We start from the raw sequence: 21,237 nt of genomic DNA on the forward strand, positions 1-21,237 counted from the left end.
TCTATTTGTTTAAAGATACATAACAACAAAAAAGGAAAAGTTTTTTGGATATTTGGGAAGAGAGTATCGTCGAACAAATGAAGCAAGGAAGAAGCGATGCTTTTGAGCGCTGTTATCGATTGATATCTCCACAAATATATACCGTGATTTTTAAGATCTGCCGTCAACAGGATACGGCACAAGAGTTATTGCATGATACCTTTGCCGATATTTTTGAATCACTGCAATTTTATAAAAACAAGCAATCATTTATAGCGTGGGCTAAACGTATTGCATTTAACAATACGTTAAATTTTATTAAACGAGAAAAACGCATGGTATTTATGGGGGAATTGCCTGATGACGGCTTTGAAGTCGGTGCTTGTATTTCTCAACAAGTGATAGATAGCCAATTAATTGAATCGCTGTTAGCGAAAGTAACAGAAGTTGAACGATTAGTTTTATGGCTATTTATTGTCGAGCAGTATAACCATGAAGAAATAGCGGTCTTAGTGTCAAAAACACCAAGTTATTCAAAATCTATCGTTTCCAGAGCGTTAAAACGTATTCGATTATTCCAAGAGGTTAAAGGTCATGCATATCAATAGTGATCGATTAAAAGAGTCTTTAACGGAATTAGAGTTAAGACATATCGAACAATGCACTCAATGTGCAACAGAACGAACAAAATTAATGGCATTAACTGTTTCCGCGAAACATATTGAAATAATGCAACCACCTGCTGCTGTTTGGCAGGATATAAGTAGAAATGTCAAAGCTAAAAAATACTCTATGTTTAGACGATTTCTATATTCGAGTGCAGCTTCCGTATTCTTTGCTGCTGTGACTTGGTTAATGTGGAGCAATTACAACTTACAGCAGCAAATAGAAGATGTCTTACTAGTGAATATGATGCTGGAAGACAAAGTCAATTTTGAGCAACGGATCACTTTTCGGCAAGCCGCGTTAGTCGAGCAACTACGAAATTTAGATGGCGAGTTATATCAAGCGACAACCACCAAAGAAAAGTTAGACATTTTACAAAAACGAAAAGAACTAATTCAGCAGCATTTATTGTCTACGGGAGAAGATGAAAATGAATTCAGTATTTAAATGGTCACCAATTTTTCTTATGGTTCTTAGCCCGTTGGCAAACGCGGATGAAAATCAGCAATGTGGCAGTCTGTCGTTTAAACAGTCAGAGGACTATGTGATTGATATTGCTGCGGTAGATAGTAAACCTGTTGCTTTTGAACGCAATTTACAGAAAATTGCTAACGGTACTATTCGTTATCAAATTGTACCAGGCGAACATGCTATTACTTTTGTGCAGTATCCAAAGTCGTATTTTAAAACGAATCGATTTAACTCGCAGATTAGAAATCGTAAAATCGATCTTAGTCGATTAAAATCTGGGATTGCTTATTTGAAGTTGTCAGCCGATCAGGAAGTTAAAATTGCATTAGCTGATAATTCGTCAATACCTGTATTTGAAGTGGTTAGTGAGCAAACAAAAAATTGTACGGTCAGTAGCAAAGAAAAGTTATTAGGAGTGGTCAATAGGATTTATCTTGACCCTAATCCTTTGCCAGAAAAGTTAGAGCAGGAACTATCTGATGTTATGACCCGCGTGAGCCAGTATCACAGGGCCAATGGTTTGGCACCGAGTAATGTCATGTCGGTGAAAATGGATAGTTATTTTGGTGCCGTCATTGATGATGAATATACTGAAGACGGACAAATTAAAGTGTTATCCATTTTACCTTTTTCGTTAGCGGCAAATCTTGGTTTGAAATCTGGTGATTTACTAATTGAATTGGGAGGAGAGCGAATCAACTCCAGACAGGGAGTTGCACGTGATGTGTTTAGTAATTACTTGCAAGACACAAATTATCAGTCGCAATTAACATTTAAAGTACTTAGAAATGGTTTACCTTTAAGTTTAACTGGAGAGAATCGTTTACCTATTATCCCGGGTAGCAGTTATTCTTTGAGCTCAACAGATATAACATCAGCTAAAATTGTTAACAGTAAAGCTCTTGAGTCAAATTTAACTTTTGATTACGAACGTCAAATTTTAGCGTTGCAACGCTATTATCAATCTCAGGGTATCGATGCAGAGCAAATTCGGCTTCACAGAGAGCAAAAGACGAGTAAAAGCCTGGGAATTAGAGGAAAAGCGCTTAGTGGTAAGGGGCTGTTAGTGAGTTCGATAGACAGCAATAGCCCTTTAGCTAAACTAGGATTAAAAGCTGGAGACATTATCGTCAGTGGTGCGGATAAGCAATTATTAACAGATAGCGTGAGCAAGTTCCTGACTCAGGTACAAGATTGGCAAGAACAACAAGATGTGTCGCTTTCGGTTAAGCGCACTGGTCAAATAGTTGAGTTAAGTGGAACTTATCAACCGAATTACTTATCAGCCTTTGAGCTTAAACTTGATTTGCAATCTGAAAAATATATTCAAGATGCACATAAACAGCAGGGCACAAGAATTGTGAAAGACAGCATTGTTAGAGTGTTTCTCGAGCGTGAAGTAATGCGGGGAGGAAGGGAAAATAGTAGGAGTCCTCATAATAGTTATATCCGTTCGACTACATCAACTATCAATTCTGGATCGGGTAATAATTCTGGCTCTGGTAATAACTCGACTAATAAATAATCTTGCTTGGATATATCGTATAGCAAAAATAAGTTCACCAGATGATCGGCAATACGTATTAAACGATGGTGTGGATTTATGTTTGTGTGGAACCTATTGACCATGTCTTATTATCAGTAAAAAGGAAAATTAGAATGTATAGCAGAATAAGTAAAGTTTTAGTGATAGCGATAGGTGCCATGATTGCTTTTGCAAGTTATGCAGAGGAACAGTGTGCGGTTTTTAAGTTTGTGCCAGGTGAAATAGCAGGTAAAGCCAGTGTATTAGAATTAGCGGGTAGTAATGGTAAGTCGGTCTTGTTAACGGATAAGCGAAGCAAGGGATATAAAAAAGTCGCTAAAGGGGAATATGATTATTATGTTGAAGCTGGCGAGCATACGATTGTCCTTAATCAATGGAAAAAAGATGACTATATCAGCCATAATAAGAATATCCAGCGAGGTCGACAAATCGCCAACCCTCCTCAACCAGTACAGCGCTTACTTCATTTAAATGCACAGGCTAATCATGCCTATCGCATTGGATATTCTGACAAGAATGGCATATATATTGAGAGTGATCAGGAGCAGGAACTTGCTTGTGATAATGTCGCGTTAGTCGAAGCTAATACCAGCAACCGAGTTGCATTGAGTGATAAATTACCATCGGAGTTAGAGACTCAATTAATGGTAACAATGAGCAAAGTTGCTCAATACCAAAAAGACAGCAACACCAATGTCTTCCCAATTAAAGAGAATCAATATTTCGGTATTGTCTTTGATACCAGTAAAGGTAGTAGTAACGGCTTTTTAGTCAAAACGATTTTACCTAATTCCGTAGCCAGTACCCTAAACTTGAAAGCGGGAGACTATGTGACCGCTATGGGTGAAAAAGAAGTCTCTGGTGATACACAAAACCCATATCGCTTACTTAATACTTACGTTAAAAACGTTCCTTTTAGCAAAGAATTGTTATTTAGTGTGATTAGAAACGGCAATAAGCAAACTGTTTCAACTATACATAAGCCAGTACTAGTACCTGAATCGTTTTATCAAATCAATGATGATGGTGGCAACAAAGTTTATGGGCAAGCAGCGTTACCTAAACAATTGCAGTTTGAATTTGATCAATTGCTATTGGCATTAGGAGCATACTATAAACAGACAAAGCATACCGAAGATAATCTAGTTGTGGTAGAGCGAAAAAAAGATACTGGTGTGAATTTTAGTTTAACGATGGATCTAGCTTCACGTAGTGACTTGCATGCGTATTTAATGAAAATAGGTAAGGAAGGGAAAATGCAGAATCGTAATTTACGAATGGCAGCTGAACGCATGGGAGCAGTGGTTGGAGCTAGGACTCAGTACACAGGAAAAGATCCTATAAGTACAGCTGGTAGCGGGCGGTAAGTAGCAGCGCTTATTTATTGTGGGCCAATCGAGAAGTCAATATCCCTATAGAGATTAAAATGGGTAAAGGTTTTTAATTTAAAACCTCATAAAGTTTGTCGGAGGATGTTTCAAAATACCCTCTTTTTTATTTGTAAAAAGCAAAATGCTAATAGAGCACAAAGCGAGAATACTCGGAAGAACGGTTTTGTGCTTGATTAACATCAAATGATTAATTGCTTTTACTCACTGTGATTGTGATGACTGATTAGCATTTAGTTGTGCTGAACTTTTGACATATCTGTGAAGAAGTGTAAATTTTAACTACTTCATAACAAAAAGGAAACATTATGATGAAAAATAAAGTAATTGTGAAAGCCGTAGCATTTCTTGCAACGGGTTTAGTCATGGGGACGAGTTATGCCGATGAAAAGTGTGCAGTATTTAACTTTGCTCCTAGTACATTAAATGGTGAAGCTAGTGTTTTAGAATTGGCGGGTAGTAATGGTAAGTCTGTCGTCCTAACAGATAAGAAACAAAAAGCGTCAAGAAAAGTAGTAAACGGCGAATATGATTACTTAGTCGAGGTAGGCGAACATACCATAGTACTTAATCAATGGAAAAAAGAAGAATATATTGTTCATAACAAAAATATTTCTCGAGGTCGTCAAATTTCTAATCCACCTCAGCCAGTGCAGCGTATGTTTCATCTGAATGCCGAAGCGGGTCATTATTACCGTATTGGTTATTCAGAGCAAAATGGCGTTTATATTGAAAAAGATGAAACGCAGCCATTAACCTGTGATACAGCCCCGTTGATAGAAGCTAATAAAAATAAAAAGTTTGTCACAACTGAAGGTTTACCAGCAGAATTAGAACAGCAATTGATGCTGACAATGAACAAGGTTGCGCATCATCAAAAAAATGGTAAAACCAATGTTTTTCCGATAAAAGAAAACCAGTATTTCGGTATTGTGTTTGATACCAATAAAGGTAACAGTAATGGCTTTGCCGTTAAAATGATCATCCCTAACTCCATTGCCAGCACGCTGGACATTAAACCGGGCGATATTGTAACTAAGTTGGGCGAAGAAAAAGAGCTTGCTAATAACGGCGAAAATCCATATGGCTTACTTAATCAGTATGTAAAAAGTATTCCTTACAGTAAAAAGCTTGCATTTACCGTGTTACGAAATGGTCAGAAAAAAACAGTGACGGCAAAGCATGTACCGGTATTAGTGCCAGAAGCGTTTTATCAGTTGGCAGCTGCTGATGGAAAAAATAATGTTTATGGACAAGCAAAATTACCAAAACAAGTGCAGTTTGAGTTTGACCAGCTATTACTAGCCTTAGCGGAACATTATAAGAGCACTGGCCTAGCATTAGATAAAGTGGTCGTAGTTGAGCGTAAAGCGAATAAGCCGCAAACGACGGACTTTAGTTTAACTTTCGATTTAGCCTCAGCGGATGAAACGAAAGAGTATTTATTGGAAATTGGTAAAGAAGGCAAAATGCAAGATAGCCTAACCCGGATAGTCGCTGAACGTATGGGCGCGGTGATCCACTCAAGAAATCAATATACTAATAAAGATGGTTAATTAAAGTAGACATACTTACAGAAAGATTAAGGCGCGTATCCATAAATGATAAACGTGGGCAATTTAAACAAATGGTTGTCTGCGTTTAATATTCGTGTATAATACGCGCTCACGTTCGGCCTAGCCGGCGAGAATTTAGCTAAATTGCTTTATAGAATTTAGTTCACACAGCAACCCCGATAGGGGGTTGAATGTAAATAGCGATACTCCCCCCTTTTCAATAAAAAGGTGATGGGCAGTATTTTGTTCGTTCTTTAAATTGGGGATTTGTTTCATGACAAATCAAAGAATTCGCATTCGTTTGAAAGCGTTCGATCATCGTTTGATTGATCAATCTACAGCAGAAATCGTTGACACTGCTAAACGTACTGGCGCACAGGTTCGTGGTCCTATTCCATTACCTACTCGCAAAGAACGTTTCACAGTTTTGATTTCTCCACACGTTAACAAAGATGCGCGTGATCAGTATGAAATTCGTACTCACAAGCGTTTAATTGATATCGTTGAACCTACTGAAAAGACTGTTGACGCATTAATGCGTTTAGACTTAGCAGCTGGTGTTGACGTTCAAATTAGCTTGGGTTAATAGGGGGTTTTTAACATGACTATAGGTCTAGTTGGACGTAAAGTTGGTATGACTCGTATCTTCACTGAAGATGGCGTTTCCACTCCTGTTACAGTCCTAGAAGTTGAAGCCAACCGTGTTGCTCAGGTTAAAACTGTAGACAACGATGGTTATTCAGCGCTTCAAGTTACTACGGGAAGCAAAAAAGCTAACCGTGTTAACAAACCAGCTGCTGGACATTTCGCGAAAGCAGGTATCGAAGCAGGCCGCGGCTTGTGGGAATTCCGTTTAAACGAAAATGAAGGTGAAGGTCTTGAAGCTGGCAGTGAAATCACTGTTGAGTTATTCAACGACACGAAATTAGTAGACGTAACCGGTACTTCTAAAGGTAAAGGTTTCCAAGGTGGTATTAAGCGTTGGAACTTTAGCATGCAAGATGCTACGCACGGTAACTCTATTTCTCACCGTTCTAACGGTTCGATCGGCCAGTGTCAAACACCAGGTCGTGTATTCAAAGGCAAAAAAATGTCTGGTCATATGGGTGCTGTGAAGACTACTACGCAAAACCTTGAATTGGTTCGTGTTGATGCAGAACGTAACTTGCTCCTTATTAAAGGTTCAGTTCCAGGTGCAATCAACGGCAACGTAATCATTAAACCAGCTGTTAAAGCATAACGCCCAGGAGATTTGTGATGGAATTAGCATTAAAAGACGCTTCAGGCGCTCTTGAAGTTTCCGAAGCAACTTTTGGACGTGAGTTTAATGAAGCTTTAGTACATCAAGTAGTAGTTGCATATGCAGCTGGTGCTCGTCAAGGTACTCGTGCTCAAAAAACTCGTTCAGAAGTAAGCGGCGGTGGCGCAAAACCATGGCGTCAAAAAGGTACTGGCCGTGCACGTGCTGGTACAACTCGTGGACCAATCTGGAGAACTGGTGGCGTAACATTCGCTGCTAAGCCTCAAGACCACAGCCAAAAAGTAAACCGTAAAATGTACCGCGGTGCTATTGCTAGCATCTTATCTGAGTTAGTTCGTCAAGAACGCTTAGTTGTGGTAAATGATTTTGCTGTTGAAACGCCAAAAACTAAAGAATTAGTTGCCAAGCTTAAAGGTTTAGAGCTTAAAGACGTGTTAATTGTTACTCCTGAAGTAACTGAAAACTTGTTCTTATCTGCTCGTAACTTATACAAAGTTGACGTTCGCGACGTAGCGGGTATCGACCCTGTAAGCTTAGTTGGTTTCGAAAAAGTATTGATGACTGCTTCTGCAGTTAAGCAAATTGAGGAGATGTTAGCATGATAAGCGAAGAACGTTTGTTAAAAGTGCTTTTGGCACCGAACATTTCTGAGAAAAGCACAATGGCTGCTGAAGCAAACAACACGGTTGTTTTCAAAGTTGCTACTAATGCTACTAAAGCTGAAATCAAAGCAGCTGTTGAGAAACTTTTTGACGTTTCAGTTGAAGGTGTTCGCACATTAAATGTTAAAGGTAAGACAAAACGTACAGGTGCTCGTTTTGGTCGCAGAAGCGATTGGAAAAAAGCCTACGTTACTCTTGCTGAAGGCAGCGACATCGACTTCGTTGGCGCAGAAGCATAGGAGAAGGTATAAATGGCTATCGTAAAATGTAAACCTACTTCTCCGGGTCGTCGCCACGTTGTTAAAGTGGTTAACCCAGAGTTGCACAAAGGTAAGCCTTACGCTCCATTATTAGAGAAAAACTCTAAGTCTGGTGGTCGTAACAACACGGGTCGTATTACAGTTCGTCACGTTGGTGGTGGTCACAAGCAACACTATCGCGTAATTGACTTTAAACGTACTAAAGATGGTATCCCTGCAACTGTAGAGCGTTTGGAATATGATCCAAACCGTAGTGCTAACATTGCGTTAGTATTATATGCAGATGGTGAACGTCGTTACATCTTGGCTCCAAAAGGCCTTAAAGCTGGTGATAAAATCCAGTCTGGTGTAGACGCGCCAATCAAAGCAGGTAATACATTACCATTGCGTAACACACCATTAGGTAGTGTTATTCACGCAATCGAACTTAAACCTGGCAAAGGTGCTCAAATCGCTCGTGCAGCGGGTACTTATGCTCAATTAGTTGCTAAAGACGGTGCTTACGTTACTTTACGTCTTCGCTCTGGCGAAATGCGTAAAATCGAAGCAGATTGTCGTGCTACTTTAGGTGAAATCGGTAACGCAGAACACATGCTTCGCTCATTGGGTAAAGCTGGTGCTCAACGTTGGCGTGGTGTTCGCCCAACTGTTCGTGGTGTTGCCATGAACCCAGTTGATCACCCACACGGTGGTGGTGAAGGTAAAACTTCAGGCGGTCGTCATCCGGTATCTCCTTGGGGTGTACCAACTAAGGGTTATAAGACTCGTAAGAACAAGCGTACTGATAAGTTTATCGTACGTCGTCGTACTAAATAATAGTACTTATTAATTAAAGAGGAATCACCATGCCACGTTCTCTCAAGAAAGGTCCATTTATAGACCTACACTTGTTGACGAAGGTAGAGAAAGCTCTGGAAAGCGGGAATAAAAAGCCAATTAAAACTTGGTCCCGTCGTTCAATGATCATTCCAAATATGATCGGATTGACCATAGCTGTCCATAATGGCCGTCAACACGTTCCTGTATTTGTTACCGAAGAAATGATCGGTCACAAATTAGGTGAATTTGCACCAACTCGTACTTATCGCGGCCACGTCGTCGATAAGAAAGCGAAAAGATAAGGGGAAGTTAAATGGAAGCTATTGCTAAACATAAATTTGCCCGTGGTTCAGCACAAAAAGCGCGTTTAGTAGTGGATCAAATCCGCGGCTTAAACGTTGAGAAAGCTTTAGAGATCTTAGACTACAGCAACAAAGGTGCTGCAGTGTTAGTGAAGAAAGTTTTAAACTCAGCAATCGCTAATGCCGAACACAACGAAGGTGCAGATATTGATGAATTATTCGTTAAAACTATTATGGTTGACGATGGTCCAACAATGAAGCGTATTAAGCCTCGTGCGAAAGGTCGCGCGGATCGTATCCTTAAGCGTACAAGTCACATTACTGTGATTGTAGCTGATAGCTAGGAGATATTAGAATGGGTCAAAAAGTCCATCCAAATGGTATTCGCTTAGGTATCACTAAACCTTTCGCGTCTACTTGGTATGCAAGTAGCAAAGATTTTGCAGATAACTTACACGGCGATCATTTAGTTCGTGCATATTTATCTGAAAAACTTAAGCGTGCGTCATTATCAAAAATCGTAATTGAACGTCCAGCTAAATCAATCCGCGTAACAATTCACACGGCTCGTCCAGGTGTTGTTATCGGTAAGAAAGGCGAAGACGTAGAAAAATTACGTTTACAAGTATCTAAAATTGCTGGTGTTCCTGCTCAAATCAACATCGCTGAAGTTCGTAAGCCAGAAATGGATGCGCAGCTTGTTGCTGACAGCATTGGTAGCCAGTTAGAGCGTCGTGTAATGTTCCGTCGCGCGATGAAGCGTGCTGTACAAAATGCTATGCGTTTAGGTGCTAAAGGTATCAAAGTTGAAGTTAGCGGTCGTTTAGGCGGCGCTGATATCGCTCGTTCTGAATGGTATCGTGAAGGTCGTGTACCTTTGCATACATTACGTGCTGATATTGACTACGCAACTGCGCGTGGTGAAACAACTTACGGTACTATCGGTATCAAAGTTTGGATCTTCAAAGGTGAAGTAATTGGTGGTATGCCTGCACAGGTAGAAGCACCGGCTAAGCCTAAGAAAAGAAACAACCGCAAGAGCAAGTAGGGGATAAGTTATGTTACAACCAAAACGTACTAAATTCCGTAAGCAATTTAAATTGCGTAACCGCGGTCTTGCACAAGTAGGTAGTTCAGTTAGCTTCGGTACTTACGGGTTAAAATCAGTTGAACGTGGTCGTATGACTGCGCGTCAAATTGAAGCTGCTCGTCGTGCGATGACTCGTCACGTTAAGCGTCAAGGTAAAATTTGGATCCGTGTATTCCCAGACAAGCCAATTACTAAGAAACCTCTCGAGGTTCGTATGGGTAAAGGTAAAGGTTCTGTAGAATATTGGGTATGTCAAATTCTACCAGGTCGTGTTCTTTATGAAATGGAAGGCGTATCAGAAGAATTAGCACGCGAAGCATTTGCTTTAGCTGCCGCTAAACTTCCGTTTAAAACAGCCTTCGTAACTAGAACGGTGATGTAATGAAAGCTAGCGAATTAAAAGAGAAAAGCATTGAAGAGTTAAATGCTGAATTACTTGAGCTTTTGCGCGAACAGTTTAACTATCGCATGCAAGCAAGCACAGGTCAGTTAGCACAAACTCACTTGCTAAGAACAGTACGTCGCAATATTGCGCGTGTTAAGACTATCATAGCTGAAAAGGCAGGTAAGTAATGAGCGATAAAATTCGTACACTACAAGGTCGTGTAATCAGTGACAAAATGGATAAGTCTATCACTGTATTAATTGAGCGTCGTGTTAAGCATCCTATGTATGGTAAGTTCATGTCGCGTTCGACTAAGTTGAAAGCACACGATGAAACTAACCAATGTGCAATGGGTGATATCGTTACTATTCGTGAATGTGCTCCTATCTCTAAGTCTAAATCTTGGACATTAGTAGATGTAGTAGAAAAAGCGAAAGTGATCTAATTCTCACTTAGTGTGAATGTTCTGAAAACGGCTCCTAATGGAGCCGTTTTTTATTGATTAAGTTCATGACCTCAGTTTTTGTTTACCCCTCATTTTAACTAGCGCTTATCCTTGATTACCCCATCGGATTTCAAATCGTTTTGAGTGTATCGTTTGAGCTAATCTTAATCAGTCGCTACACGATAAAAAATTGTTTAAATAAAGTACCACTTTTTTTCTACTGGTGTTATAATCTCGCGCCCTCTTCTTGTGAGTGGGAATAAAAAGGCAGTGACGGGTCGAATTTTTGGCCTTGAATTTCTATCTTAATTAGATAATAGCGGAGCACATGTAAATGATCCAAATGCAAACACAGCTTGACGTTGCTGATAACAGTGGCGCTCGACGCGTGCAATGTATAAAGGTCCTTGGTGGCTCGCACCGTCGCTATGCACGCATAGGTGACATCATCAAAGTTGCAGTGAAGGAAGCAATTCCTCGCGGCAAAGTAAAAAAAGGTGATGTTCTAACTGCGGTAGTGGTGCGCACTAAAAAGGGCGTTCGTCGCCCGGATGGCTCAGCCATTCGTTTTGACGGAAACGCGGCTGTAATGCTTAATGCAAACTTACAGCCAATTGGTACTCGTATTTTCGGGCCTGTGACACGTGAATTAAGAACTGAAAAGTTCATGAAGATCGTTTCATTAGCTCCAGAAGTACTATAAGGAGTCACGATAATGGCATCTAAGATTCGTCGTGATGATGAAGTAATCGTACTTGCAGGTAAAGACAAGGGCAAAACTGGTAAAGTTACTAAAGTTCTTGTTGAAGAAAGCAAGGTATTCGTTGAAGGCGTTAATTTAATCAAGAAACACACTAAGCCTGTACCTCAGTTACAGCAGCCTGGTGGAATTGTTGAAAAAGAAGCACCTTTACACGTTTCAAACGTAGCGATCCTTAACCCTAAAACGGGTAAAGCAGATCGTGTTGGTTTTAGAGATGAAGACGGCAAGAAAGTTCGCTTCTTCAAATCTAATAACGAATTAGTTTAATAATTGGAGTAAACGATGGCGAAACTGCATGATTTTTATAAAGATACAGTTGTTGCAGAGCTTCAAAAGAAGTTTGAATACAAAAGTGTCATGCAAGTCCCTCGGATTGAAAAGATCACCCTTAACATGGGTGTTGGTGAAGCTATTGCTGATAAAAAAGTATTAGAAAACGCCACGAATGATCTTACTGCAATCTCAGGTCAAAAGCCTTTGATCACTAAAGCACGCAAATCTGTTGCTGGCTTTAAGATTCGTGAAGGCTACCCTATTGGCGCAAAAGTAACTCTACGCGGCGAAAGAATGTGGGAATTTTTAGAGCGTTTAATCTCTATTTCAGTTCCTCGTATTCGCGATTTCCGTGGCTTGAACCCTAAATCGTTCGATGGCCGTGGTAATTACAGCATGGGCGTGAAAGAGCAAATAATCTTCCCAGAAATCGATTATGATAAAATCGATAAGATTCGCGGTATGGATATCACTATCACTACTACTGCGCAGTCTAACGAAGAAGGTCATGCTTTGCTTACTGCCTTTAACTTTCCGTTCAAGAAATAAGGTGTAGAGTTATGGCTAAATCGTCAATGAAAGCTCGTGAAGCAAAACGCACTAAACTAGTTGCACAATACGCTGAAAAGCGTGCGGCATTAAAAGCAATCATCTCAAATGCTAATTCTTCTGAAGAAGAGCGTTGGGATGCAGTATTGAAACTTCAAAGTTTACCACGTGATTCAAGCCCAGCACGTCAACGTAACCGTTGTAACGTGACAGGCCGTCCTCATGGTTACTTACGTAAATTCGGTTTAAGCCGTATTAAATTACGTGAGCACATGATGCGTGGTGAAGTTCCAGGTCTTAAGAAAGCTAGTTGGTAATTCACGGGAGTAAATGGTTATGATGACTGATCCTATCGCGGACATGTTTACACGCATCCGCAACGGTCAAGCTGCAACAAAAACTGCAGTAACAATGCCATCTTCTAAGTTAAAAGTTGCAATTGCTAACTTACTTAAAGAAGAAGGTTATATTTCAGATTTTTCAGTATCAGGTGATGTTAAACCTGAGTTAGCTGTTGAATTGAAATATTTTGAAGGTAAAGAAGTAATTGAGACAATCAAACGTGTTTCACGTCCAGGTCTTCGCGTATACAAAGGAGCTACTGAGCTTCCTAAAGTATTAGCAGGCATGGGTATTGCTATTGTTTCTACTTCTAAAGGTTTGATGACAGATCGCGCCGCTCGCTCAGCGGGTTTAGGTGGCGAAATCATCGGTTTCGTAGCGTAAGGAGCTAATTATGTCTCGTGTTGCAAAAGCACCCGTTTCTGTTCCTGCTGGCGTTACCGTAACGTTATCAGGTCAAGACATTACAGTAAAAGGCCCAGTTGGTGAGCTTTCTCGCACAATCAATGGTTTAGTTGCAGTTTCTCAAGAAGAAAATGTAGTTAAAACAGGCGTTGCTGAAGAAAGCAAAGAAGCTTGGGCTCAAGCCGGTACGGCACGTGCTTTAATCAATAATATGGTTGAAGGTGTTAGTAACGGTTTCACAAAAACATTAGTTTTAAACGGTGTTGGTTATCGTGCAAAAGCTGCGGGTAAATCATTAGATTTATCACTAGGTTTTTCACACCCGATTAGCCACGCGATCCCTGCTGGGGTCACTGTTGAAACTCCTAGCCAAACTGAAGTTGTGCTGAAAGGCGCTGACAAACAGTTGGTTGGTCAAGTAGCAGCGAACATTCGCGCTTACCGTGAACCAGAGCCTTATAAAGGTAAAGGTATCCGTTATAGCGATGAGTATGTACGCCGTAAAGAAGCTAAGAAAAAGTAGGGTAATACGATGGATAAGAAAACATCTCGTTTACGCCGTGCCAAACGTGCACGTGCTAAGATCAGCGAGCTGGGTGCGAATCGTTTAGTCGTTCACCGTACTCCTCGCCATATTTACGCGCAATTGATCGCTCCAACTGGTTCTGAAGTACTTGCAACAGCATCTACTTTAGATAAAGAAGTGAAAGCACAAGTTGAAAAAACCGGTAACATTGCCGCAGCAGAAGCTGTTGGTAAAGCAATCGCTGAACGTGCAAAAGCTAAAGGCATTGAGTCTGTAGCATTTGATCGCTCAGGTTTCCGTTATCATGGTCGCGTTAAAGCGTTAGCAGAAGCAGCTCGTGAAGCTGGTCTTCAGTTTTAGGGGTTGATGATGGCTAATCATAATCAAGAGAACTCACAACAAAGTGATATGGCTGAAAAGCTAATCGCCGTTAACCGTGTTTCAAAAGTGGTTAAAGGTGGTCGTATTTTCAGTTTCACCGCATTAACAGTAGTTGGTGACGGTAACGGTCGCGTTGGTTTTGGCTACGGTAAAGCACGTGAAGTGCCTGCTGCAATCCAAAAAGCAATGGAAAAGGCTCGTCGTAACTTAGTAACGATTGATTTGAAGGGTACAACTCTTCAGCATCCTATCAAGGGTCGTCATTCTGGTTCTAAAGTTTACATGCAGCCTGCATCTGAAGGTACAGGTATCATCGCCGGTGGCGCGATGCGTGCAGTACTTGAAGTGGCCGGTGTACAGAACGTATTGTCAAAAGCATACGGTTCTACTAACCCAATCAACGTAGTACGCGCTACGGTATCAGCTCTTGCGAACATGAAATCGCCAGAAGCTGTTGCTGCTAAGCGTGGTAAAAGCGTTGCAGATATCTTGGGGTAATTGAACATGGCTAAAACAGTTAAAGTAACTCAAGTAAAAAGTTCTATCGGTCGTTTACCGAAGCATAGAGCGACATTGAAAGGTCTTGGTTTACGTCGTATCAATCATACAGTTGAGTTAGAAGATACTCCTTCTGTACGTGGTATGATTAATCAAGTACATTACATGATCAAGGTGGAGGATTAATAATGCAATTAAATACTTTATCTCCTGCACCAGGTGCTAAGAAAGCCAAGAAACGCTGTGGTCGTGGTATTGGTTCTGGCTTAGGTAAAACAGGTGGTCGTGGTCACAAAGGTCAGAAGTCACGTTCTGGCGGTAGTGTTCGTCCAGGTTTTGAAGGTGGTCAAATGCCTTTAAAACAACGTTTGCCTAAATTTGGTTTTACGTCACGTAAATCTTTAGTTCACGCTGAAGTACGTTTACATGAACTAAATAGCATCAATGGTGATGTTGTCGATATTCATGCACTTAAAGACGCGAACCTTATTTCACGTAACATTGAGACAGCAAAAATCATGTTGTCTGGCGAGATCACTCGTCCACTCACTGTTCGTGGCTTAGGTGTTACTAAAGGTGCTCGTGCAGCGATTGAAGCTGCAGGTGGAAAAATCGAGGAATAATACAGGTTATGGCTACACCAGGAATGGATAACAAAGGCGCAGGCGGTTTGTCTGAGCTCAAACAAAGATTATGGTTCGTATTCTTAGCACTTATTGTGTTTAGATTAGGGTCATTTGTGCCAATCCCTGGTATTGACGCCGCTGTATTAGCTCAGTTGTTTGATCAACAAAAGGGCACCATTGTAGAAATGTTTAACATGTTCTCTGGTGGTGCACTTGAGCGAGCCTCAGTATTGGCGCTAGGTATTATGCCGTACATTTCGGCTTCTATCATTATGCAATTGTTGACGGTGATTCACCCGGCAATGGCAGAATTGAAAAAAGAAGGCGAAGCAGGACGTCGTAAGATCAGTCAGTACACCCGCTACGGTACTTTAGTATTAGCAACGGTACAATCAATTGCAATAGCAAAGAGTTTACCAGGAATGATGCCAGGGCTAGTGATGAACGCTGGCATTGGTTTCTACTTTACTGCGGTGGTTTCTTTGGTTACCGGTACCATGTTCTTAATGTGGTTAGGTGAGCAAATTACTGAGCGTGGTATCGGTAATGGTATTTCTATTTTGATATTTGCTGGTATTGTTGCTGGTATGCCATCAGCTGTTGGTCAAACGGCAGAAATGGCGCGTCAAGGGGAAATTCACCTATTAGTATTATTGCTAATAGCTGTTATTGTATTTTCGGTGACTTTCTTTGTTGTTTTTGTTGAACGTGGTCAACGACGTATCGTTGTTAACTACGCAAAACGTCAACAAGGTCGTAAAGTCTTTGCCGCACAAAGTACACATTTACCATTAAAAGTGAACATGGCTGGGGTTATCCCACCGATCTTTGCTTCTAGTATCTTGCTGTTCCCTGGTTCAATTGCCAGTTGGTTCGGACAAGGTGATGGTATGGTTGCTGACGTGTTACAGGAATTGTCTATTGCAATTTCTCCGGGTCAACCGCTATACATGATGTTATTAACAGCTGCGATAGTATTTTTCTGCTTCTTTTATACGGCATTGGTTTTCAATCCGCGTGAAACTGCAGATAACCTGAAAAAATCTGGTGCGTTTATTCCTGGGATCCGTCCTGGTGAGCAAACGTCTAAGTATATAGATAAAGTAATGACTCGCTTAACCTTAACTGGTGCGTTATACATTACCTTTATCTGTTTGGTTCCTGAGTTTATGAGAATGTTCTGGGATGTTCAGTTCTACTTCGGTGGAACATCGTTATTGATCATCGTAGTGGTTATCATGGACTTTATGGCACAAGTACAGACGCATTTGATGTCTCATCAATATGACAATGTGCTTAAGAAAGCAAACCTTAAAGGCTATGGCCGCTAGGTTTAACGGAGTATAAAATGAAAGTTCGTGCATCCGTAAAGAAGATTTGTCGTAACTGTAAAGTAGTTAAGCGTGCTGGTGTTGTTCGTGTAATTTGTAGCGAACCAAAGCATAAGCAACGTCAAGGCTAAATCTTTAGCAGTGGCATTATGCAGAGATTTCTGTATAATGCCGCTTCGATTTGCAAACAAGTCGCTGGTTGAGTATCCTAACGGGCTTTTCAACCGGTTAATTTTAAATTTTGAATAGGAGATGTGTTAGTGGCCCGTATCGCTGGCATTAACATCCCTGATCGTAAACATGCAGTAATCGCCATTACTGCCATCTACGGTATCGGAGCTACACGTGCGAAAGCAATCTGTGCAGCAGCTGGTATCGCAGAAACTACTAAGATCAGTGAATTAGACGAAGCTCAGATTGATTTGCTTCGTGCAGAAGTGGATAAGTATACCGTTGAAGGTGACTTACGCCGTGAAGTTTCAATGAACATCAAGCGTCTGATGGACCTTGGCTGTTTCCGTGGTATTCGCCATCGTCGCAGTCTTCCTCTACGTGGTCAACGCACTAAAACTAATGCGCGCACCCGTAAAGGTCCTCGTAAGCCGATTAAGAAGTAACGAGGGATTAGACAATGGCAAAAACTCCAGTTCGTACGCGTAAACGCGTAAAAAAACAAGTTGCTGATGGCATGGCTCATATCCATGCTTCTTTCAACAACACAATCGTAACTCTTACAGATCGTCAAGGTAACGCATTATCTTGGGCGACTGCTGGTGGTTCTGGTTTCCGTGGTTCACGTAAATCTACTCCATTTGCTGCGCAAGTAGCTGCAGAGCGTGCTGGTAAAGCTGCGCAAGAGTTTGGTTTGAAGAATATTGAAGTGTTCGTTAAAGGTCCAGGTCCAGGTCGTGAATCTGCTATCCGTGCCTTAAATGCTGCTGGTTATAAAATCACCAACATTACTGACGTAACACCTATTCCTCATAATGGTTGTCGTCCTCCTAAGAAACGTCGCGTTTAATAGGATAGTTGGAGAAAGAAAATGGCTAGATATTTAGGTCCTAAATTAAAGCTTAGCCGCCGCGAAGGAACAGACTTGTTCCTGAAAAGTGGTGTAAGAGCAATTGACACTAAATGTAAATTCGAAATGATCCCAGGTCAACACGGCGCACGTCGTGGTCGTTTGTCTGACTATGGTGTTCAACTTCGTGAGAAACAAAAAGTACGTCGTATTTATGGCGTATTAGAGAAGCAATTCCGTAACTACTATAAAGAAGCTGCGCGTTTAAAAGGTAATACAGGTGAAAACTTGTTGCAACTTTTAGAAAAACGTTTAGATAACGTTGTTTATCGCATGGGCTTTGCAAGTACTCGTGCTGAAGCACGCCAACTTGTAAGTCACAAAGCTATCGTAGTGAATGGAAAAGTTGTTAATATTCCATCTTTCACTGTTAAGGCTGAAGATGTGGTATCAATTCGTGAAAAGTCTAAAACTCAAGCGCGTATTATTGCTGCTTTAGAATTAGCTGAACAACGTGAGAAACCAGTCTGGGTTGAAGTAGATAATAAGAAAATGGAAGGCGTATTTAAACGTATTCCAGATCGTTCAGATTTATCTGCCGAAATTAATGAACAGTTGATAGTAGAACTTTACTCTAAGTAAAGTTGAACTTTAAGAGAGGACACACATGCAGGGTTCTGTAACCGAATTCCTAAGACCACGATTGGTTGATGTAGAAACTGTAAGCCCAACGCGCTCAAAAGTTACTTTGGAGCCGTTAGAGCGTGGTTTTGGTCACACTTTAGGTAATGCCTTACGCCGTATTTTATTATCTTCAATGCCAGGTTGTGCTGTCACTGAAGTTGAGATTGACGGTGTATTACATGAGTACAGTAGTAAAGAAGGTGTGCAAGAAGACATCATTGAAATACTGTTAAACCTTAAAGGACTAGCTATTGGTTTAGAAGGCAAAAACGAAGCGGTTTTAACCTTAACTAAGTCTGGTGAAGGCCCTGTAACGGCAGCTGATATTCAACATGACGGAGATGTAGAAATTGCAAATCCAGAACATGTTATCTGTCACTTAACTGGTGACGGTGCTATCAGCATGCGTATTAAAGTTGAACTAGGACGTGGTTACGTTCCAGCATCAGCTCGTCGCGAAGCCGAGGAAGAAGATCGTGCAATTGGCCGTTTATTGGTAGATGCCTCTTTTAGCCCTGTTGTAAGAATCGCTTATGATGTTGATTCTGCACGTGTTGAACAACGTACAGATTTAGACAAATTAGTCTTAGATATGGAAACTAACGGTACGTTAGATCCGGAAGAAGCGATTCGTCGTGCTTCAACTATTCTAGCCGAACAGCTAGATGCATTTGTTGAATTACGTGATATTACGCAGGAAGAGCCGAAAGAAGAGAAACCTTTATTCGATCCTATTTTGCTTCGTCCAGTAGATGATCTCGAACTTACTGTTCGTTCAGCGAACTGTTTAAAAGCAGAAGCGATTCAATATATTGGTGATTTAGTACAGCGTGCAGAAGTTGAGCTTCTTAAAACACCTAACTTAGGTAAGAAGTCTTTAACTGAAATCAAAGACGTGTTAGCGTCTCGTGGCTTATCTCTAGGTATGCGCCTAGAAAACTGGCCACCTGAAAGCATTGCTGATAACGACTAAGTCGGTCATCATTTTTTATTAGTAGAGATAAGGATTAACTTATGCGTCATCGTAATAGCGGTCGCCAGTTAAACCGTAATAGCAGTCATCGCCAAGCGATGTTCCGCAATATGGCAAGTTCTTTAGTGAAGCACGGTGTGATTAAAACTACCGTAGCTAAAGCAAAAGAATTACGTCGCGTTGTTGAGCCATTAATTACTATGGCTAAAACCGACAGCGTAGCAAATCGTCGTTTGGCTTTTGCTCGCACCCGTGATCAAGAAGTAGTAGGTATTTTATTTAACGAACTTGGTGAACGTTACCAAGATCGTCCAGGTGGTTACACTCGCATCTTAAAATGCGGTTACCGTACTGGTGATAAAGCCCCTATGGCTTACGTTGAGCTTGTAGACCGTCCAGCAGTAGAAGAAGTAGCTGAAGAAGTTGAAGAAGCTAGCGAAGAAGCATAAATAACAAATGTTATTTAGTATGAAAACGGAGCATATGCTCCGTTTTTTTATGGCTATAAATTACATCAGCATCAGCGTTCAACTTGACCAATCAAGTAAATATTCGTATAACAATAGCTGATTATTTAACGAGTCGATTTTATGTCATCGAGAAATCCCATTATTGCCGTTACCGGTTCATCTGGTGCAGGCACTTCTACGACCACCGAATCATTTGAGCATATATTTCGTACTCTCGATATTAATTCCGCTAAAGTTGAGGGAGATAGCTTTCATCGTTATTCACGTCAGGAGATGGACTTAGAAAAGCGAAAAGCCCGAGAAGGTGGTCGGCGGATCAGCTACTTCGGTGATGAAGCTAACGACTTCGATGCGTTAGAAAAGCTGTTTTGCGATTATTCAGAAACCGGTAAAGGTAAGATGCGCCGTTATTTGCATACCTTTGACGAAGCTGTACCCTATAATCAGATGCCTGGTACATTTACTCCCTGGGAAGCGTTAGGTGAAGGTACTGATCTATTGTTCTATGAAGGTTTACATGGCGGAGTAGTGACGGAAAAGAATAATGTCGCTCAGCATGTTGATTTACTGATTGGCATGGTGCCAATTGTTAATCTGGAATGGATCCAAAAAATTATTCGAGATACTAACCAGCGAGGCCATAGCCGGGAAGCGGTAACTGCTAGTATCGTTAAAAGTATGGAAGATTATATTTCGTTTATTACGCCGCAGTTTTCTCGCACTCATATAAATTTTCAACGGGTACCAACCGTTGATACTTCCAATCCTTTTAGTGCTAAAGCCATTCCAAGCTTAGATGAAAGCTTTGTCGTTATTCGTTTCCGTGAAGCAACTAATGTAGATTTTCCTTATTATTTGAGCATGATAGAAGGCGCTTTTATGTCGCGCGTCAATACCTTAGTGGTACCTGGCGGGAAAATGGGCTTAGCAATGGAATTGATTTTAACGCCATTGATCAAGCAGTTAATGGACAGAAAGCGCGAAGCGAATAAGCAGCTGGATTGGATGAGCGACTTACTGCCTTAAATGGTATATTGAACGAGTAGATAGTTAATGCTACCACTCGTTAGCTAATTCAACATGCATGAAACTATTACTTGTCTTCTTCTATTGAGAAGTCATGGGTAATATTTACTGCTTTGTTTAGCATCAGAGCCACAGAACAGTATTTATCTGCGGATAGCTCTACTGCTCTTTTGACATGCTTTTCGGCAATATCTGTACCTGTGATGACAAAATGTAAATGGATATCAGAAAAAAGTTTAGGAACACTATCGACACGATTACCGGATATTTCCACGCGGCAAGCTGAAATATTCTGCCGTGATTTTTGCAATATACTGACTACATCTACTGATGAACAGCTGCCGAGTGAAATCAAGACGTTTTCTAATGGACTTGGTGCTAGCTTACCGCCGTTAGCATCTAATGTTATGGTGTGACCACTTTCTGAAAAACCAGCAAACATTTCGTCGCCGATCCATTTTACTTCTGCTTTCATAAATCCCCCTGTAAAAGAGACATGATAACTGAGATATTTAGCTGACACTAGATAGTTAAGCTAA

The 21,237-nt window shown here is 40.9% G+C and carries 35 protein-coding genes; 34 read left to right on the forward strand and 1 reads right to left on the reverse strand.

The window, feature by feature from the left end; genetic code table 11:
• Positions 1-44 precede the first annotated feature (44 nt).
• The 34 genes from QQK06_RS11140 (at position 45) to QQK06_RS11305 (ending at position 20,698) form a co-directional block, all read left to right on the forward strand.
• Complete coding sequence (locus QQK06_RS11140) at positions 45-587, forward strand: RNA polymerase sigma factor (RefSeq protein ID WP_284244750.1); 543 nt, start codon at positions 45-47, stop codon at positions 585-587.
• Entirely contained in the window at positions 574-1,092 is a 519-nt protein-coding gene (locus tag QQK06_RS11145; RefSeq protein WP_284244751.1) for a hypothetical protein, read from the forward strand. The genes QQK06_RS11140 and QQK06_RS11145 overlap by 14 nt, the downstream gene beginning before the upstream one ends.
• A complete protein-coding gene (locus tag QQK06_RS11150; protein ID WP_284244752.1) occupies positions 1,076-2,641 on the forward strand; it encodes a PDZ domain-containing protein in 1,566 nt (521 codons plus the stop codon). The genes QQK06_RS11145 and QQK06_RS11150 overlap by 17 nt, the downstream gene beginning before the upstream one ends.
• 134 nt (positions 2,642-2,775) lie before the next feature.
• Entirely contained in the window at positions 2,776-4,029 is a 1,254-nt protein-coding gene (locus QQK06_RS11155; RefSeq protein WP_284244753.1) for a PDZ domain-containing protein, read from the forward strand.
• A 329-nt stretch (positions 4,030-4,358) separates the two neighbouring features.
• A complete protein-coding gene (locus QQK06_RS11160) occupies positions 4,359-5,606 on the forward strand; it encodes a PDZ domain-containing protein (protein WP_284244754.1) in 1,248 nt (415 codons plus the stop codon).
• A gap of 274 nt (positions 5,607-5,880) precedes the next feature.
• Entirely contained in the window at positions 5,881-6,192 is a 312-nt protein-coding gene (rpsJ, locus tag QQK06_RS11165) for a 30S ribosomal protein S10 (RefSeq protein WP_206483177.1), read from the forward strand.
• A gap of 15 nt (positions 6,193-6,207) precedes the next feature.
• A complete protein-coding gene (gene rplC / locus QQK06_RS11170) occupies positions 6,208-6,846 on the forward strand; it encodes a 50S ribosomal protein L3 (RefSeq protein WP_284244755.1) in 639 nt (212 codons plus the stop codon).
• A 17-nt stretch (positions 6,847-6,863) separates the two neighbouring features.
• Positions 6,864-7,469 (forward strand): 50S ribosomal protein L4, encoded by a 606-nt coding sequence (rplD, locus tag QQK06_RS11175; protein WP_284244756.1) that lies wholly within the window; start codon positions 6,864-6,866, stop codon positions 7,467-7,469.
• A complete protein-coding gene (rplW, locus tag QQK06_RS11180) occupies positions 7,466-7,768 on the forward strand; it encodes a 50S ribosomal protein L23 (protein WP_284244757.1) in 303 nt (100 codons plus the stop codon). Before rplD ends, rplW begins: the two co-directional genes overlap by 4 nt.
• 12 nt (positions 7,769-7,780) lie before the next feature.
• A complete protein-coding gene (gene rplB / locus QQK06_RS11185) occupies positions 7,781-8,605 on the forward strand; it encodes a 50S ribosomal protein L2 (RefSeq protein WP_284244758.1) in 825 nt (274 codons plus the stop codon).
• Between the two features lie 29 nt (positions 8,606-8,634).
• Positions 8,635-8,910, forward strand: a complete 276-nt coding sequence (gene rpsS, locus QQK06_RS11190; protein ID WP_284244759.1) for a 30S ribosomal protein S19 — start codon at positions 8,635-8,637, stop codon at positions 8,908-8,910.
• An 11-nt stretch (positions 8,911-8,921) separates the two neighbouring features.
• Positions 8,922-9,254 (forward strand): 50S ribosomal protein L22, encoded by a 333-nt coding sequence (rplV, locus tag QQK06_RS11195; protein WP_284244760.1) that lies wholly within the window; start codon positions 8,922-8,924, stop codon positions 9,252-9,254.
• Positions 9,255-9,265: 11 nt separating this feature from the next.
• Positions 9,266-9,958, forward strand: coding sequence for a 30S ribosomal protein S3 (rpsC, locus tag QQK06_RS11200; protein ID WP_284244761.1), 693 nt, complete (start codon positions 9,266-9,268; stop codon positions 9,956-9,958).
• A 10-nt stretch (positions 9,959-9,968) separates the two neighbouring features.
• The gene (gene rplP, locus QQK06_RS11205) at positions 9,969-10,382 is read left to right on the forward strand and encodes a 50S ribosomal protein L16 (protein ID WP_284244762.1); all 414 of its coding nucleotides are present in this window, start codon (positions 9,969-9,971) and stop codon (positions 10,380-10,382) included.
• On the forward strand, positions 10,382-10,573 hold the full coding sequence (gene rpmC, locus QQK06_RS11210) for a 50S ribosomal protein L29 (protein WP_206483185.1): 192 nt from the start codon (positions 10,382-10,384) through the stop codon (positions 10,571-10,573). The genes rplP and rpmC overlap by 1 nt, the downstream gene beginning before the upstream one ends.
• Complete coding sequence (gene rpsQ, locus QQK06_RS11215; protein ID WP_284244763.1) at positions 10,573-10,830, forward strand: 30S ribosomal protein S17; 258 nt, start codon at positions 10,573-10,575, stop codon at positions 10,828-10,830. Before rpmC ends, rpsQ begins: the two co-directional genes overlap by 1 nt.
• Positions 10,831-11,164: 334 nt before the next feature.
• Positions 11,165-11,533 carry a 50S ribosomal protein L14 gene (gene rplN, locus QQK06_RS11220; protein WP_206483187.1) on the forward strand — a complete coding sequence of 123 codons (369 nt, stop codon included), beginning with the start codon at positions 11,165-11,167 and terminating at the stop codon, positions 11,531-11,533.
• Between the two features lie 12 nt (positions 11,534-11,545).
• Positions 11,546-11,860, forward strand: a complete 315-nt coding sequence (gene rplX, locus QQK06_RS11225) for a 50S ribosomal protein L24 (protein ID WP_284244764.1) — start codon at positions 11,546-11,548, stop codon at positions 11,858-11,860.
• Between the two features lie 15 nt (positions 11,861-11,875).
• The gene (gene rplE, locus QQK06_RS11230) at positions 11,876-12,415 is read left to right on the forward strand and encodes a 50S ribosomal protein L5 (RefSeq protein WP_284244766.1); all 540 of its coding nucleotides are present in this window, start codon (positions 11,876-11,878) and stop codon (positions 12,413-12,415) included.
• Positions 12,416-12,426: 11 nt separating this feature from the next.
• Complete coding sequence (rpsN, locus tag QQK06_RS11235) at positions 12,427-12,732, forward strand: 30S ribosomal protein S14 (protein WP_284244767.1); 306 nt, start codon at positions 12,427-12,429, stop codon at positions 12,730-12,732.
• Between the two features lie 19 nt (positions 12,733-12,751).
• The gene (rpsH, locus tag QQK06_RS11240; RefSeq protein WP_431313645.1) at positions 12,752-13,141 is read left to right on the forward strand and encodes a 30S ribosomal protein S8; all 390 of its coding nucleotides are present in this window, start codon (positions 12,752-12,754) and stop codon (positions 13,139-13,141) included.
• Between the two features lie 10 nt (positions 13,142-13,151).
• Positions 13,152-13,685 (forward strand): 50S ribosomal protein L6, encoded by a 534-nt coding sequence (gene rplF, locus QQK06_RS11245; RefSeq protein ID WP_284244769.1) that lies wholly within the window; start codon positions 13,152-13,154, stop codon positions 13,683-13,685.
• A 9-nt stretch (positions 13,686-13,694) separates the two neighbouring features.
• Positions 13,695-14,048, forward strand: coding sequence for a 50S ribosomal protein L18 (rplR, locus tag QQK06_RS11250; protein WP_284244772.1), 354 nt, complete (start codon positions 13,695-13,697; stop codon positions 14,046-14,048).
• 9 nt (positions 14,049-14,057) lie between these two features.
• Positions 14,058-14,567, forward strand: coding sequence for a 30S ribosomal protein S5 (gene rpsE, locus QQK06_RS11255; protein ID WP_284244773.1), 510 nt, complete (start codon positions 14,058-14,060; stop codon positions 14,565-14,567).
• 6 nt (positions 14,568-14,573) lie between these two features.
• Positions 14,574-14,753 (forward strand): 50S ribosomal protein L30, encoded by a 180-nt coding sequence (gene rpmD, locus QQK06_RS11260; protein WP_074496183.1) that lies wholly within the window; start codon positions 14,574-14,576, stop codon positions 14,751-14,753.
• Positions 14,754-14,755: 2 nt separating this feature from the next.
• Positions 14,756-15,190 (forward strand): 50S ribosomal protein L15, encoded by a 435-nt coding sequence (gene rplO, locus QQK06_RS11265; protein ID WP_284244774.1) that lies wholly within the window; start codon positions 14,756-14,758, stop codon positions 15,188-15,190.
• 8 nt (positions 15,191-15,198) lie between these two features.
• Complete coding sequence (gene secY / locus QQK06_RS11270) at positions 15,199-16,524, forward strand: preprotein translocase subunit SecY (protein WP_284244775.1); 1,326 nt, start codon at positions 15,199-15,201, stop codon at positions 16,522-16,524.
• Between the two features lie 17 nt (positions 16,525-16,541).
• Positions 16,542-16,655, forward strand: coding sequence for a 50S ribosomal protein L36 (gene rpmJ / locus QQK06_RS11275; RefSeq protein ID WP_009839384.1), 114 nt, complete (start codon positions 16,542-16,544; stop codon positions 16,653-16,655).
• Between the two features lie 129 nt (positions 16,656-16,784).
• Positions 16,785-17,141, forward strand: coding sequence for a 30S ribosomal protein S13 (gene rpsM / locus QQK06_RS11280; protein ID WP_284244777.1), 357 nt, complete (start codon positions 16,785-16,787; stop codon positions 17,139-17,141).
• 14 nt (positions 17,142-17,155) lie between these two features.
• Entirely contained in the window at positions 17,156-17,545 is a 390-nt protein-coding gene (rpsK, locus tag QQK06_RS11285) for a 30S ribosomal protein S11 (protein ID WP_206483196.1), read from the forward strand.
• Positions 17,546-17,566: 21 nt separating this feature from the next.
• Positions 17,567-18,187: a 30S ribosomal protein S4 gene (gene rpsD, locus QQK06_RS11290; RefSeq protein ID WP_284244778.1), complete on the forward strand. Its 621-nt coding sequence runs from the start codon at positions 17,567-17,569 to the stop codon at positions 18,185-18,187.
• A gap of 25 nt (positions 18,188-18,212) precedes the next feature.
• Positions 18,213-19,202: a DNA-directed RNA polymerase subunit alpha gene (locus tag QQK06_RS11295; RefSeq protein WP_284244779.1), complete on the forward strand. Its 990-nt coding sequence runs from the start codon at positions 18,213-18,215 to the stop codon at positions 19,200-19,202.
• A gap of 41 nt (positions 19,203-19,243) precedes the next feature.
• Positions 19,244-19,651 (forward strand): 50S ribosomal protein L17, encoded by a 408-nt coding sequence (rplQ, locus tag QQK06_RS11300; protein ID WP_284244780.1) that lies wholly within the window; start codon positions 19,244-19,246, stop codon positions 19,649-19,651.
• Between the two features lie 141 nt (positions 19,652-19,792).
• Positions 19,793-20,698 (forward strand): phosphoribulokinase, encoded by a 906-nt coding sequence (locus QQK06_RS11305; RefSeq protein WP_284244781.1) that lies wholly within the window; start codon positions 19,793-19,795, stop codon positions 20,696-20,698.
• 67 nt (positions 20,699-20,765) lie between these two features.
• Here QQK06_RS11305 and QQK06_RS11310 read toward each other — a convergent pair whose 3' ends face one another.
• Positions 20,766-21,173, reverse strand: coding sequence for an OsmC family protein (locus tag QQK06_RS11310; RefSeq protein ID WP_284244782.1), 408 nt, complete (start codon positions 21,171-21,173; stop codon positions 20,766-20,768).
• Positions 21,174-21,237 lie beyond the last annotated feature (64 nt).

Origin of the sequence: Thalassotalea insulae, assembly GCF_030161395.1 — a bacterium.
In the GTDB taxonomy this organism is placed as follows: Bacteria; Pseudomonadota; Gammaproteobacteria; order Enterobacterales; family Alteromonadaceae; genus Thalassotalea_E; species Thalassotalea_E insulae.

Coding starts and splice junctions, on each gene's coding strand:
- QQK06_RS11145 (WP_284244751.1), top strand. CDS start 574: ATGCATATCAATAGTGATCGATTAAAAGAGTCTTTAACGGAATTAGAG.
- QQK06_RS11150 (WP_284244752.1), top strand. CDS start 1,076: ATGAATTCAGTATTTAAATGGTCACCAATTTTTCTTATGGTTCTTAGC.
- QQK06_RS11155 (WP_284244753.1), top strand. CDS start 2,776: ATGTATAGCAGAATAAGTAAAGTTTTAGTGATAGCGATAGGTGCCATG.
- QQK06_RS11160 (WP_284244754.1), top strand. CDS start 4,359: ATGATGAAAAATAAAGTAATTGTGAAAGCCGTAGCATTTCTTGCAACG.
- rpsJ (WP_206483177.1), top strand. CDS start 5,881: ATGACAAATCAAAGAATTCGCATTCGTTTGAAAGCGTTCGATCATCGT.
- rplC (WP_284244755.1), top strand. CDS start 6,208: ATGACTATAGGTCTAGTTGGACGTAAAGTTGGTATGACTCGTATCTTC.
- rplD (WP_284244756.1), top strand. CDS start 6,864: ATGGAATTAGCATTAAAAGACGCTTCAGGCGCTCTTGAAGTTTCCGAA.
- rplW (WP_284244757.1), top strand. CDS start 7,466: ATGATAAGCGAAGAACGTTTGTTAAAAGTGCTTTTGGCACCGAACATT.
- rplB (WP_284244758.1), top strand. CDS start 7,781: ATGGCTATCGTAAAATGTAAACCTACTTCTCCGGGTCGTCGCCACGTT.
- rpsS (WP_284244759.1), top strand. CDS start 8,635: ATGCCACGTTCTCTCAAGAAAGGTCCATTTATAGACCTACACTTGTTG.
- rplV (WP_284244760.1), top strand. CDS start 8,922: ATGGAAGCTATTGCTAAACATAAATTTGCCCGTGGTTCAGCACAAAAA.
- rpsC (WP_284244761.1), top strand. CDS start 9,266: ATGGGTCAAAAAGTCCATCCAAATGGTATTCGCTTAGGTATCACTAAA.
- rplP (WP_284244762.1), top strand. CDS start 9,969: ATGTTACAACCAAAACGTACTAAATTCCGTAAGCAATTTAAATTGCGT.
- rpmC (WP_206483185.1), top strand. CDS start 10,382: ATGAAAGCTAGCGAATTAAAAGAGAAAAGCATTGAAGAGTTAAATGCT.
- rpsQ (WP_284244763.1), top strand. CDS start 10,573: ATGAGCGATAAAATTCGTACACTACAAGGTCGTGTAATCAGTGACAAA.
- rplN (WP_206483187.1), top strand. CDS start 11,165: ATGATCCAAATGCAAACACAGCTTGACGTTGCTGATAACAGTGGCGCT.
- rplX (WP_284244764.1), top strand. CDS start 11,546: ATGGCATCTAAGATTCGTCGTGATGATGAAGTAATCGTACTTGCAGGT.
- rplE (WP_284244766.1), top strand. CDS start 11,876: ATGGCGAAACTGCATGATTTTTATAAAGATACAGTTGTTGCAGAGCTT.
- rpsN (WP_284244767.1), top strand. CDS start 12,427: ATGGCTAAATCGTCAATGAAAGCTCGTGAAGCAAAACGCACTAAACTA.
- rpsH (WP_431313645.1), top strand. CDS start 12,752: ATGATGACTGATCCTATCGCGGACATGTTTACACGCATCCGCAACGGT.
- rplF (WP_284244769.1), top strand. CDS start 13,152: ATGTCTCGTGTTGCAAAAGCACCCGTTTCTGTTCCTGCTGGCGTTACC.
- rplR (WP_284244772.1), top strand. CDS start 13,695: ATGGATAAGAAAACATCTCGTTTACGCCGTGCCAAACGTGCACGTGCT.
- rpsE (WP_284244773.1), top strand. CDS start 14,058: ATGGCTAATCATAATCAAGAGAACTCACAACAAAGTGATATGGCTGAA.
- rpmD (WP_074496183.1), top strand. CDS start 14,574: ATGGCTAAAACAGTTAAAGTAACTCAAGTAAAAAGTTCTATCGGTCGT.
- rplO (WP_284244774.1), top strand. CDS start 14,756: ATGCAATTAAATACTTTATCTCCTGCACCAGGTGCTAAGAAAGCCAAG.
- secY (WP_284244775.1), top strand. CDS start 15,199: ATGGCTACACCAGGAATGGATAACAAAGGCGCAGGCGGTTTGTCTGAG.
- rpmJ (WP_009839384.1), top strand. CDS start 16,542: ATGAAAGTTCGTGCATCCGTAAAGAAGATTTGTCGTAACTGTAAAGTA.
- rpsK (WP_206483196.1), top strand. CDS start 17,156: ATGGCAAAAACTCCAGTTCGTACGCGTAAACGCGTAAAAAAACAAGTT.
- rpsD (WP_284244778.1), top strand. CDS start 17,567: ATGGCTAGATATTTAGGTCCTAAATTAAAGCTTAGCCGCCGCGAAGGA.
- QQK06_RS11295 (WP_284244779.1), top strand. CDS start 18,213: ATGCAGGGTTCTGTAACCGAATTCCTAAGACCACGATTGGTTGATGTA.
- rplQ (WP_284244780.1), top strand. CDS start 19,244: ATGCGTCATCGTAATAGCGGTCGCCAGTTAAACCGTAATAGCAGTCAT.
- QQK06_RS11305 (WP_284244781.1), top strand. CDS start 19,793: ATGTCATCGAGAAATCCCATTATTGCCGTTACCGGTTCATCTGGTGCA.
- QQK06_RS11310 (WP_284244782.1), bottom strand. CDS start 21,173: ATGAAAGCAGAAGTAAAATGGATCGGCGACGAAATGTTTGCTGGTTTT.